Below are 12,293 nucleotides of genomic sequence, written 5' to 3' on the forward strand. Positions count from 1 at the left end.
GGGGTGCGGGAAGTCAGCGCCGGTTCGTGGGGGACCTCGGGGAAGGCCTAGTTGCCCAGCAAGGCCTTGATCTGCGCGAGCGCGCTCGGGTCCTCGATGGTGGACAGGTCGCCGGGATCACGACCCTCGCAGACCGCCTGCAGCGCGCGCCGCAAGAGCTTGCCGGAGCGCGTCTTGGGCAGCACGCTGACGAAGCGCACACGAGCCGGTCGTGCCACCGCGCCCAGCTGTTCATCGACCCGCTTGATGATCTCGGCCTCGTGGCGCAGCGCTTCCTCGGGCGTGGCCGCCTTGGCCGGGTCCTTGAGCACGGCAAAGGCCATGGCCACCTGGCCCTTGAGCTGATCAGCCACGCCGACCACGGCGACCTCGGCCACATTGGGATGGCTGGACAGGCTCTCCTCGATCTCGCGCGTGCCCAGGCGGTGGCCGGCCACGTTGATCACGTCGTCGCTGCGGCCGAGGATGAAGTAGTAGCCGTCGGCATCGCGCACGCCCCAGTCGAAGGTCGAGTACAGCTGGCGGCCGGGGATGCTGGACCAGTAGGTCTTGACGAATCGCTCGTCGTCGCCCCAGACCGTCTGCAGGCAGCCCGGCGGCAGCGGATGGGCGATGGCGAGCAGGCCCTTCTGGTCCGCGCTCAGGATGTCCTCGCCGGTGTTCTCATCCACCAGCTTGATGTCGAAGCCGTACATGGCCTTGCCCGGCGAGCCGAACTTGCTGGCCGTGGGCTCGACGCCGTTGGCCACGGTCAGGATGGGCCAGCCGGTCTCGGTCTGCCAGTAGTTGTCGATGATGGGCCGGCCTATGCCCTCGGCAATCCAGCGGGCCGTCGGTTCATCCAGCGGCTCGCCGGCCAGGTACAAGGCCCGCAGCGAGCTCAGGTCGTACTTGCTGAGAAACGCCGGATCGCTTTTCTTGAGCACGCGCACCGCCGTGGGCGCGCTGAACATCACCGTCACCTTGTAGCGCTCGACCAGCTCCCACCACACGCCGGCATCGGGCCGCGTGGGCAGGCCTTCGTACATCACGGTCGCCATGCCGGCGATCAGCGGGCCGTAGATGATGTAGCTGTGGCCCACCACCCAGCCTATGTCGCTGGTGGAGAAGTAGGTCTCGCCCGGCTGGCCGCAGAAGATGTGCTTCATGCTGGCCGCCAGCGCCACGGCATAGCCGCCGACGTCGCGCTGCACGCCCTTGGGCCGGCCGGTCGTGCCGCTGGTGTAGAGCGTGTAACTGACCTCGTTGGCTTCCAGCCAGGTGCAGGGCACGCGCGCCTCGAGATGCTTGCTGCGCTCGGCCGCGTAGTCCAGGTCGCGGCCTTCGACCCGGCTCATCTCGGCCAGGCCGCGGTTCACCATCAGCACCCGCGCCGGCTTGTGGGCGGCGAGCTGGATCGCCTCGTCCAGCAGATGCTTGTAGGGCACGACCTTGCCTGAGCGGCTGCCGGCATCGGCGCTGACGATCAGGGTCGGCCTCGCGTCGTCGATGCGCTGCGCCAGGCTCACGCTGGCGAAACCGCCGAACACCACGGAATGGATGGCGCCTATGCGCGCGCAGGCCAGCATGGCAAAGGCAGCCTCGGGAATCATGGGCATGTAGACCAGCACCCGGTCGCCGCGCTGCACGCCCTGCTCCAGCAGGATGGCGGCCATGCGCTCCACCTCGCGCTGCAGCTCGGCAAAGCTGTAGACCTCCTCGCGCTGGGTCTCGGTCGAGACCCAGATCAGCGCGCGGCGATCCCCATGGTCGCGGGCATGTCGATCCACCGCGTTGTGACACAGATTGGTGGTCCCGCCGACGAACCAGCGTGCAAATGGCGGCTGGCTGGCATCGCAGACCTGGGTGAAGGGCGAATGCCATTCGATGGCCTGGGCCTGCTCGGCCCAAAAGGCCTCGCGCTCGCTGATCGAGCGTCGGTAGAAATCGGCGTAGCGGACGGTACGGCTCATGGCGGCGGGTCTCCTTGGATTGCCGCCATTTCAGGCAGCCGGTCTGACGACAGGCTGACCGGACTGCGCACAAACGCACGCCACTTGCGTCCGGTCAAGCACTGAAGGCCGGCGGGCTTGCGAGCCGTGGTCCAATGGCGGGTTTTTTGCGGGTTTACCCCCGCTCAAGCCGCCTCTTACATTGGCTTGCTTGACACTGCTGCGACCGGCTCCTTAAGCTGCGCGGCCAAGTCTCCTCCCATGCCTGATTCCCGACGCGCAGCCGCGCGCCTCCTCCCCCGCCAGACAGCTTGCCTGCACCGGTTCGCCGGTGCGGCCCTGCTGTGCCTGGCCGCGGCAGCGGCGCAGGCCCAGCAGAGCGCCCCTGTGCCGCCGCCCGGCATGGTGACCGGCGCCTGGGGCCAGGGCGAGCAGATGATGGCGGCGCTGCCGGCCGGCGCCGCGAGCGTGCCGTTGGCCGGTCCCAGCGTGGTGGCCAACGACCCGGTCAGCCGCTTCCTGCAGCAACGCGGGCTGCTCACCAGCCCCGGCTCCAGCAAGCTGCTGAACCAGGTTCGGGACACGGCCTCCGAGCTGGTGCTCTCGGCCATGAATTTCCTGGGCGTGCCCTACAAGCGCGGCGGCAACTCCGAGGAGAACGGCTTCGACTGCAGCGGCTTCACCCGCTACATCTTCGAGATGTCGGTGGGCATGGTGCTGCCGCATCGCGCGGACGAACAGGCCCGACTGAGCAGCCTGCTGCCGATCCGCCGTGACGAGCTCAAGCCCGGCGACCTGGTGTTCTTCAACACCATGCGCCAGACCTTCTCCCACGTGGGCATCTACGTCGGCGAGGGCAAGTTCATCCATGCGCCGCGCACCGGCAGTGCGGTGCGTGTCGAGGACATGCGCGAGGCCTACTGGTCCAAGCGCTTCACCGGCGCTCGTCGCGCCGCCCTGCCCGGCGCCACGCCGGCTACCGCCGAAGCGGCCGGCACGGCGCTGACAGTCGCGCACTGAGCGTCGCCTAGGCCCCGGGGCCCCACAGTCCGGCACGAATCTTGCCGCAGGTGTCGGGAGGCGGTGATTTCCGTCAGATGTAAGGATCCCCGACATGCAGAGCCCCTCGGCAGCTCCCTTGCTCACCATCGTCGTCCCCACTTTCAACGAGACCCAGAACCTGGCCGAACTGGCGCGGCGCCTGGAGCAAGTGCTGGCCGGCGTGACCTGGGAGCTGATCTTCGTCGACGACGATTCACCCGATGGCACGGCCGCCGAGGCACGTCGCCTGGCGCAGCAGGACGGCCGGATCCGCTGCCTGCAAAGAATCGGGCGGCGCGGACTGTCTTCCGCCTGCATCGAAGGCCTGCTAGCCAGCAGTGCGCCCTTCCTGGCGGTCATGGACGCCGACCTGCAGCATGACGAAACCCTGCTGGCGCCCATGCTGATGGCCCTGCGCAGCGAGCCGCTGGACATCGTCGTTGGCAGTCGCTACATGGACGGCGGCAGCGTCGGCGACTGGGACGGCGGCCGCCAGCAGATCAGCCGCCTCGCCACGCGCATCAGCCGCCTGGTCGTGCCGGCGACGCTGACCGACCCGATGAGCGGCTTCTTCATGCTTCGAGCCGACACCTTCCATGCCCATGTGCGCCAGCTGTCGGCCCTGGGCTTCAAGATCCTGATCGACCTGTTTGCCTCCTCGCCGGTGCCGCTGCGCTTCAAGGAGCTGCCCTACACCTTCCGCAACCGAGTGGCCGGCGAGAGCAAGCTGGACCATCAGGTGGCCTGGGACTATGGCCTGCTGCTGCTCGACAAGCTGGTGGGCCATGTGGTGCCGGCCCGCTTCATCTCGTTTGCGCTGATAGGCGGCCTGGGCGTGTTCGTGCACCTGCTGGTGCTGAGCCTGCTGTTCCATGGCTTCCACCTGGAGTTCGGATTCAGTCAGGCGGCCGCGGCCGGCGTGGCCATGCTGGGCAATTTCAGCGTCAACAACCTGCTGACCTACCGCGACCGGCGCCTGCGTGGCGCCGAGTGGGTCAAGGGCCTGTTGTCGTTCGTCCTGGTCTGTGCCGTCGGCGCGGTCGCCAATGTGGGCATCGCGAGCTACATCTTCAGCAGCCAGGGCACCTGGCTGATCGCGGCCCTGGCCGGCATCCTGGTCGGTGCGGTCTGGAACTACGCGGTCAGCTCGGTCTATACCTGGGGCCGCAAGCCGAGACCGGTGAGCATCGCCTCCGCGCCCAGCGCATGAGCGGTGCAGCGGCCCGGGCCGCCACGGTCCTGCAGCGGCTCGCGCTGTTGCTGAGCCTGCTCGCGTTGGGCTATGGCATTCAGCTGGCCCTGGGCCCCTGGCGCGACCAGGCCCTGCAGGTCGACGAACTGCACTTCGCCAATTGCGCCGTTCAGGCCTGGTCGGCCGGCAGTTGGCCCAGCCTCGGCTGCCACGACAACAAGCCGCCGCTGGTCTACCTGGTCTACCAGGTCCTGGTCACCCTGGCGCAGGGCTACAGCCCGCCAGTCCTGAAGCTGGCGGCCTATGCGGTGCTGGCCGTTTTGACCGGGCTTTGCGCCGCGCTGGGCCAGCGCCTCGCGGGCCGTTCCGGTGCCCTGGTCAGTGCCAGCCTGGTGCTGTTGGCGCTGGCCCCCGACAGCAGCCTGCATGCGCTCAAGACCGAGACCCTGGGCATGTGCCTGGTGTTGTCCGCCGCCTTGCTGCTGGCACCACGCACCGATCAGCCCGGCCGACGGAGACTGGCAATGGCGGGCCTGCTGCTGGGCCTCGCGGTGCTGACCAAGCAGACCTATGCCTTGATCCCGCTGCTGCTACCGCTGTGGCTCTACCTGGCCGACCCGCAGCCCCGCACGGGCCTGCGGCTGCGCGGGGCCATCGTCGGCGGCCTCTGCTGCGGCGGGGTCGCGCTGCTGGTGCTTGCCGCCTTCTGGTTCTGGTGCTGGAGCCAGGGCCGCAGCGAGGACCTGCTGGCCTCGTTCTTCCTCTACCCCGCCGTCTACGGCCAGGGACCGCCGGCCGGCGCCCAGGCCTGGTCCTACCGCGTGGTCGACCTGCTGATCGGCGTCAGCGAGCAGCGCTACCTGCTGGCCCTGGGCCTGCTCGCCGCCATGCTCCAGGGCCTGCTTGATCGCAGCAGGCCGGCGACGGCACCCGACCGGCTGCGCCTGCTGCTGGTGCTGATCACGCTCGCGCTGTTGTTGCCGCTGCTGGTGGCGCCCAATCTCTTCACCTACCACCTGATCGTCATCTGGGCGATGGGCGCACCGCTGGCGGCCGGCGCACTCGGTGGCCTGACCCAAAGCCTGGCCAAGCGATGGCCTGCTGCACCAGCCTTGCCGAGCCTGCTGTTGCTCGCCACCGCGCTGACGACCCTGGTCCAAACCTGGCAGAACCAGGCCGGCCATGGCCAGAGCCTGCCGGCCGCAGCGCCGGTGCGGCTGCCCGAAGCCCCGGGACGCTACGGCTATCTGCTGGGTTTCCCCGATCCCACCTTCTACCTGGACAACGGGCTGCGGCCGTCCAGCGAACTGCTCTTCCCCTGGGCCCTGCCCGGCTTCCAGGCATCCTGGGCCTACACGCCACCCAGGCCGGGCAGCGCGCTGGCCGATCGGCTGGGTGCCGTCCAGCAGCGCAATCTGCAGCGCCTGTTCGCTGACTTCGGCCGCAATCCGCCCGCCTATATCGCCGTGGTGTCCGAGCCCGGCTGGCAGCTGCCGAGCGGGCGAGTGAGCCTGGTCGAAGGCGTTGATGCCTATCTGGCCAGCCATTGCGAGCAGCACGCCACGCGCGCCGCCAGCCGCGGCCGCCAGGTCGCGCTGTTTCGCTGTTTCTGAGGCGCCACGCCCGGCAGGCAAGACCCGGCATAGGATGGCGCCATGCCATTCCGCCTGCCTTGGCTGCTGCTGCCGCTGCTGTTCCTGCCGCTGCTCGTGCCCGGCGCGGCGCAGGCCCAGGACTGCCCGCGCCCCCTGGTGGTGGCCATGTCGTCGATGAATCCGAGGCCCGGCATGGCGCCTTCGGCGCTGGAACGCATGGCCGAGGACCTGATGGCCGAGCTGGCCAATCGCAGCGGCCTGCGCATAGAGCGGCGGGAGATGCCGCGTATCCGCGCCTTCAATGAATTCAAGACCGGCACGGTCGACCTGGTGCCGGTGGCCACTCGCACCGACGAGCGCGAAGGCTGGGGCCGCTTGCTGCCCATGGGCAGGGCCAAGGCCATGCTGCTGGTGCGCAAGGACCGTGCTGGCGCCCTGCACAAGCCCGAGGACCTGCTGTACCAGGCACTGACCGTGAGCCTGGTGCGCGGCCAGGCCTTCGGCCTGCGGTTCGACAGCTTCGTCGAAAAGCTGGAACGCGCCGGCCGGCTCAGCGTGGTCAGCGACCAGCTGGCCATCGTCCGAATGATCAAGGCCGGCCGCAGCGACGCCGCACTCGGGCTGCCGGCCGTGTTCGAACCGGCCTTGCAGGCCGAGGGCTGGGCCGACGAGATTCGTATCCTCGATCTGGACCTGGCCGATGCCGTGGACGAAGGCACCTACGTCTCGCGACTGACGCCGGCCGGCTGCGTGGAGCGGCTGGAGAAGGCCAGCGAGCAGCTGCGCGAGAGCGGCTGGTACCGCGGTCTGCAGGTCCGCCATCTGTCGCCTGCGATGCGGCAGGGCCTGCTGCCCTGATCCCGCTCGCCTCAACGAACGGCGGAACACATCCGAGCTGAGCACACCGTCATTCGACAGCTGCAGGCTCTTCGCTCTCCGTGTGCCGGTCAGGCTCGGTGGTGCTGAGGATCTCGCTCAGCACGGACGTGGCGTAGGTTCCTGCCGGCAAGGAGAACGCCAGCACCAGCTGATCGGCCTGCGGCCATTCCCATGACATCTCTGCCGGGCTGGCCACCAGGGCGCGGCGCTCCTGGTCCAGGCCGGCGTGCTCCATGCCGTCGCACAAGATGGCGTGACGATCTGCGACGCCGTTTTCCAGCGCCTGCGCCTGGTCGGTGGTGGTCACGCGGCCCCGGCCCCACAGCGGTCCGGTGGGCCGGCCCGCATCGTCCATCGCATCGCCAGGCAAGCTCTTGCCCCAGAGCCCCTGCTGGATGCGCAGCGCCAGCACTTCGTTGAAAACAAAGGAGCGCACCGCCGACAGGTAGATGCCCTTCTTCTTCGGGTTGCGCACGCGGATCTCGCGCGCCAGCATGGCCCTGCCCTGCTCGACGTTTCCGCCGTCATGGCCGAAGCGCTGGGCGCCGAAGTAGTTGGGCACGCCCTGTGACGCCACGGCCTTGAGATTGGCCTCGATGGCTTCGCGGTCGCCGCTCACCTCACGCAAGACGATGCGGAAGCGGTTGCCCTGCAGATCACCGGGGCGCAGCTTCTTGACGTGGCGGCTCTGGCTCAGCACCTTGAATTCCGGATGCTGAAGCTGGGTCAGGTCCGGCGTCTCGCCCTTGGGTAGATAGATGCTGAACCACTGACGCGTGATGGCGTAGCGGTCCTTGAGGCCGGCATAGCCCACGTCCCATTCCTGCACGCCGGCGGCCACGGCCAGCTGCTGGGCGACGAAGGCGGTGTTGGCACCGTTCTTCTCGACCTCCAGCCAGATGTGCTCGCCGCTACCTGAAGGCAGCTGCAGCGGCAGCTCGGTCACCACGAAATCCTCGTTGAGGAGCTTCAGCGTGGCGCTGGCGCCGCTGGCCGGATAGGCCTTGGGCCACGGCGGCAGGGTCGTGTATTGAGGAGCGTCGGTCATGAGCGGTCTGAGGCTCAGCCCCCCGCGATATCGCGCAGCAGACTCATCACCTTGGTGGTGATGATGTCCACCGCCGGGCCGTTGGCACCGTGCGGCAGGATCACGTCGGCATTGCGCTTGGTCGGCTCGATGAACTGCTTGTGCATGGGGCGCACGGTTTCCAGGTACTGGTTCACCACCGACTCGGTGCTGCGGCCGCGCTCCGAGATATCGCGCTGCAGCCGGCGGATGAAGCGCACGTCGGAGGCGGTGTCCACATAGACCTTCAGCGACATCATGTTGCGCAGCTTGGTGTCGTACAGGGCGAACAGGCCCTCGACCAGGATCACCGGTGCGGGCTTGACGGTGATGGTTTCGCTGGAGCGGTTGTCGGCCGCGAAGTCATACACCGGCATCTCTATCGCCTCGCCCTTGCGCAGCGCGGCCAGGTGCTGGGTCATCAGCGGCCAGTCAAAAGCATCGGGATGGTCGTAGTTCTGCTTGCGCCGGTCTTCCGGCGCCATGTGGCTCTGGTCGCGGTAGTAGTCGTCCTGCATCACCACCGCCACGTTCTCCGTCCCGATGGCGGCCAGCACCTGGCGCGTCACCGTCGATTTGCCGCTGCCGCTGCCCCCTGCGACACCGATGACGAAAGGTTTTTGAGAGGTCTTGGGCATGAACTGCGGGTACGGGGACGGGCTGGGGAGATGCCTGGGTATTTCCGGGCGGGGAGCGGATTTTAGGCGGGCTGCGAGGCCGCTTCCGCTGCGAGGCGGTCGGCCGCTCCCGCCAAGACTCACCCCACCCTCTTCGCCACCAAGGTCAAGATGTCATAGCTGGCCACCAGCTCCCCTCGCTGGTTCATCACCTGCACGTCCCAAGCCACCACGCCTTGGGGCGGCTGGTCGGGGCGGTTGCCGCGGTCGATGCGGCGCTTGCAGGTCAGGCGGGCCTGGATGGTGTCGCCGATGGCGACCGGGTTGACGAAGCGCAGGGTGTCGAGGCCGTAGTTGGCCAGCACCGGGCCGGGGGCCGGTGAGACGAAGAGGCCGGCAGCAGCACTCAAGACGAAGTAGCCATGCGCGATGCGCTGGCCGAACTGGGTGTCCTTGGCCGCGATCTCGTCGAAGTGCATGTAGAAGAAGTCGCCCGAGATGCCGCCGAAGTTGACGATGTCGGCCTCGCTGACGGTACGGCGGTGCGTGAGCAGCGAGTCGCCGACCTGGATCTCCTCGAAGTGCTTGCGGAACGGGTGGATCGGGTCCTCGTTCACCTTGGCGCCGCGCTGGTACTCGCCGGTGATGGCGGTCAGCATGGTCGGCGAGCCCTGCACGGCGCAGCGCTGCAGGTAGTGCTTGACGGCACGGATGCCGCCCAGCTCCTCGCCGCCGCCGGCGCGGCCCGGGCCGCCATGCTTGAGCTGCGGCATGGGCGAGCCATGGCCGGTCGATTCCTTGGCGGCCTCGCGGTCCAGCACATGGATGCGGCCGTGGAAGGCGCCTGCATGCAGCACCGCTTGCGCGGCCAGCGAAGGCGTCTTGGTGATCACCGAGCCGACCAGGCTGCCGCGGCCCTTGGCGGCCAGTTCCAGCGCGCCGTCGAAATCGTCGTAAGGCATCAGCGTCGAGACCGGGCCGAAGGCCTCGACCTCGTGCACCGTCTTGTTCGCAAAGGCATCGCGGCACAGCAGCAGCGTGGGCGCGAAGAAGGAACCATTGGCCACGCCCTCGCCCACCGGCGCGAAGCCATCGGCGGCGCCAAGGATGACCTCGTTGCCCTTGGCCAGCATGGCCACGCGCTCGGCCACGTCGGCCTGCTGGGCCTTGGAGGCCAGCGCGCCCATCTTGACGCCCTCGACCGCCGGGTCGCCGGCCTTGACCTTGAGCAGGCGCTCACGCAGCTTGGCGGCCACCGCATCGATGTGCTTGGCCGGCACGATGGCGCGGCGGATGGCCGTGCACTTCTGGCCGGTCTTGGCGCTCATCTCGCGGAAGACCTCGCGCACGAACAGGTCGAACTCGGGATCGTCCGGCGTCACGTCGGGTGCCAGGATGGCGCAGTTCAGGCTGTCGGCCTCGGCATTGAAGGGGATGCTGCGGGCGATCAGGTTCTTGTTCACGCGCAGCATCGAGGCCGTGTCGGCCGAGCCGGTGAAGGTGACGACGTCGGTCTCCTCCAACCGGTCCAGCAGGTCACCTGAGCTGCCGACCACCAACTGCAGCGCGCCGGCCGGCAGCAGGCCGCTCTGCTGGATCAGGCGCACGCAGGCTTCAGCCACATAGGAGGTCGCCGTCGCCGGCTTGACTATGCAGGGCATGCCAGCCACGAAGCTGGGCGCGAACTTCTCCAGCATCCCCCACATCGGGAAGTTGAAGGCATTGATGTGCACCGCCACGCCGCGCTTGGGCACCAGCACATGCGAGCCCATGAACTGGCCCTCGCGGCCCAGCGGCACGGCCGGACCCTCATGCACCACATTGCTCGACGGCAGCTCGCGGCGGCCGGTGCTCGCGTAGGCGAACAAGGTGCCGATGCCACCCTCGATGTCGATCCACGAATCGGCGCGAGTGGAGCCGGTGTGGGTCGAGATCGCGTAGAGCTCTTCCTTGCGCTCCATCAGGTAGCTGGCCAGCGCCTTCAGCGTGGCGGCCCGCTGCTGGAAGTCGAGCTTCAAGAGCGAGGGCAGCGCCATGCCGCGGGCAAAGGCCAGGCTCTCGCCGAAGTCGATCTCGTCCGCATGGGTCAGCGCGACCTCGCGGCCATTGATCGCACTGTGCAGCGCACGGCCGGCCGTGGCGCCGATCCAGCGGTCGGCGATGAAGCTCTGGAGGATGGGGGTGCTCAAGGTGCGTACTTCCAGGTTCCGTTTTCGATCTTGACCATCACGCGGGCGCGCTGGTCCAGGCCCAGGTGGTCGTTGGGCGACATGTTGAACACGCCATGGGCGACCGGCAGTTCCTTGACGCCTTCCAGCGCATCGCGCAGCGCGGCGCGGAAGGCCGGCGTGCCCGGCTGGGCCTTGGTCTTGAGCGCAGCGGGGATGGCCGCGGCCAGCAACTGGCCGGCGTCCCAGGCATGGCCGCCGAAGGTCGAGACCGTGCCCTTGCCGAAGGCGGCTTCGTACTTGGCCACATAGTCGCTGGCGCTCTTCTTGGCCGGATGGTCGGCCGGCAGCTGGGCCACGACCAGCACCGGGCCCGAGGGCAGGAAGGTGCCTTCCACGTCCTTGCCGCCTACGCGCAGGAAGTCGTTGTTGGCCACGCCATGGGTCTGGTAGATCTTGCCGGAGTAGCCGCGTTCCTTCAGCGTCTTCTGCGGCAGCGCGGCCGGCGTGCCCGAGCCGGCAATCAGGATGGCCTCGGGCTTGGCCGCCATCAGCTTGAGCACCTGGCCGGTCACCGAGGTGTCGGTGCGGGCATAGCGCTCGTTGGCCACGATGTTCAGGCCCTTGATGCCGGCGATCTTGTTGAACTCGCCGTACCAGCCCTCGCCGTAGGCATCGGCAAAGCCGATGAAACCCACCGACTTGACGCCCTGGGCCGCCATGTGGGTGGCGATGGCCAGGGCCATCATGATGTCGTTCTGAGGCGTCTTGAACACCCAGCGCTTCTTGGCATCGACCGGCTCGACGATGCGGGCCGAGGCGGCCATCGAGATCATCGGCGTCTGGCCCTCGGCCACCACGTCGATCATGGCCAGCGAGTTGGGCGTGACGGTGGAACCGATCACCACGTCGACCTTGTGCTCGGTCAGGAACTTGCGGGTGTTGGCCACGGCCTGCGTCGTGTCCGAGGCGTCGTCCAAGACGATGTAGTTGACCTTCTGGCCGGCGATGGTCGTCGGCAGCAGGGTGAAGGTGTTCTTTTCGGGAATGCCCAGCGAGGCGGCCGGGCCGGTGGCCGAGACGGTCACGCCCACGTTGATGTCGGCCAGCGCGCCAGCGGCCAGCAAGGAGGATGCGGCCAGGGCCAGCAGCGAACGGATCATCGGCTTCATCATCGTCGTCGTCTCCTGTTATCGGGCGGCGGTCGTCGCGACCGCGCCCAGTCCACCAAAGAAAAGGTCGGCCACGATGGGCGCCATGGCCTCGTAGCTCAGGTCTCCATCCGGCCTCAGCCAGGTGAAGGTCCAGTTGATCATGCCAAACAGCAGCATGGTCAGGGGCTTGTGCAACTTGGCCGCCTCCAGTTCGGGGCGCACAGCGGCCACGGCATCGGCAAAGGCGGCCACGACCTGGCGCTCGGTCACCAGCAGCCGCGCCCGGTCCTCGTCCTGCAGGAACTTGACGTCCTCGGTCAGCACCCGGTGCTGGTACTGGGCCTCACCGTACTCCTGCACGAAGCGGCGTATCAGCTCGCGCAAATGCGGCTCGGGCGCCAGGCCCTGCTCGCGCACGTCCTCCACCAGCGAGGCCAGGCTCTGCACATGGCTCTCGCAGATCTGCATCAGGAGCTCATGCTTGTCGCGCACATAGTGGTAGAGCGTGGGCTTGGAAACCTCGCAAGCCTCGGCCACCTCGTTCATCGAGGTGCCCGGATAGCCCTTGGCCGCGAACAGGCGCGCCGCCTGTTCGAGGATTTGTTCGCGGGTGGCGTCGAAGCCGGGGGCGCGTCCTCTTGGCATCGGCT

Annotated in this window: 10 protein-coding genes; 4 read left to right on the plus strand and 6 right to left on the minus strand. The window is 68.1% G+C overall.

Features of this window, described 5'->3' with window-relative positions; all coding sequences use genetic code 11:
* Positions 1-47: 47 nt before the first annotated feature.
* Positions 48-1,952, minus strand: coding sequence for a propionate--CoA ligase (locus QT382_RS07095; RefSeq protein WP_289253334.1), 1,905 nt, complete (start codon positions 1,950-1,952; stop codon positions 48-50).
* 240 nt (positions 1,953-2,192) lie between these two features.
* On the opposite strand from QT382_RS07095, the gene QT382_RS07100 reads away from it, so the two are divergent.
* The 4 genes from QT382_RS07100 (at position 2,193) to QT382_RS07115 (ending at position 6,617) form a co-directional block, all read left to right on the plus strand.
* Complete coding sequence (locus QT382_RS07100; RefSeq protein WP_353957259.1) at positions 2,193-2,951, plus strand: C40 family peptidase; 759 nt, start codon at positions 2,193-2,195, stop codon at positions 2,949-2,951.
* Positions 2,952-3,045: 94 nt separating this feature from the next.
* Positions 3,046-4,182 (plus strand): glycosyltransferase, encoded by a 1,137-nt coding sequence (locus tag QT382_RS07105; RefSeq protein ID WP_289253335.1) that lies wholly within the window; start codon positions 3,046-3,048, stop codon positions 4,180-4,182.
* Positions 4,179-5,777, plus strand: coding sequence for a glycosyltransferase family 39 protein (locus QT382_RS07110; protein WP_289253336.1), 1,599 nt, complete (start codon positions 4,179-4,181; stop codon positions 5,775-5,777). The genes QT382_RS07105 and QT382_RS07110 overlap by 4 nt, the downstream gene beginning before the upstream one ends.
* Before the next feature lie 42 nt (positions 5,778-5,819).
* On the plus strand, positions 5,820-6,617 hold the full coding sequence (locus tag QT382_RS07115; protein ID WP_289253337.1) for a substrate-binding periplasmic protein: 798 nt from the start codon (positions 5,820-5,822) through the stop codon (positions 6,615-6,617).
* Positions 6,618-6,666: 49 nt separating this feature from the next.
* Here the strand turns inward: QT382_RS07115 and truD are convergent, their stop codons facing one another.
* The 5 genes from truD to QT382_RS07140 all read right to left on the minus strand — a co-directional run bounded on the left by truD (position 6,667) and on the right by QT382_RS07140 (position 12,288).
* Positions 6,667-7,686 carry a tRNA pseudouridine(13) synthase TruD gene (gene truD / locus QT382_RS07120; RefSeq protein WP_289253338.1) on the minus strand — a complete coding sequence of 340 codons (1,020 nt, stop codon included), beginning with the start codon at positions 7,684-7,686 and terminating at the stop codon, positions 6,667-6,669.
* Between the two features lie 14 nt (positions 7,687-7,700).
* Positions 7,701-8,342: a uridine kinase gene (udk, locus tag QT382_RS07125; RefSeq protein ID WP_289253339.1), complete on the minus strand. Its 642-nt coding sequence runs from the start codon at positions 8,340-8,342 to the stop codon at positions 7,701-7,703.
* A 119-nt stretch (positions 8,343-8,461) separates the two neighbouring features.
* Complete coding sequence (gene paaZ / locus QT382_RS07130) at positions 8,462-10,510, minus strand: phenylacetic acid degradation bifunctional protein PaaZ (RefSeq protein WP_289253340.1); 2,049 nt, start codon at positions 10,508-10,510, stop codon at positions 8,462-8,464.
* A complete protein-coding gene (locus QT382_RS07135; protein ID WP_289254708.1) occupies positions 10,507-11,661 on the minus strand; it encodes an ABC transporter substrate-binding protein in 1,155 nt (384 codons plus the stop codon). The genes paaZ and QT382_RS07135 overlap by 4 nt, the downstream gene beginning before the upstream one ends.
* A gap of 18 nt (positions 11,662-11,679) precedes the next feature.
* The gene (locus QT382_RS07140) at positions 11,680-12,288 is read right to left on the minus strand and encodes a TetR/AcrR family transcriptional regulator (RefSeq protein ID WP_289253341.1); all 609 of its coding nucleotides are present in this window, start codon (positions 12,286-12,288) and stop codon (positions 11,680-11,682) included.
* Positions 12,289-12,293 lie beyond the last annotated feature (5 nt).

The organism is Pelomonas sp. SE-A7, assembly GCF_030345705.1.
Taxonomy (GTDB): Bacteria; Pseudomonadota; Gammaproteobacteria; order Burkholderiales; family Burkholderiaceae_C; genus JAUASW01.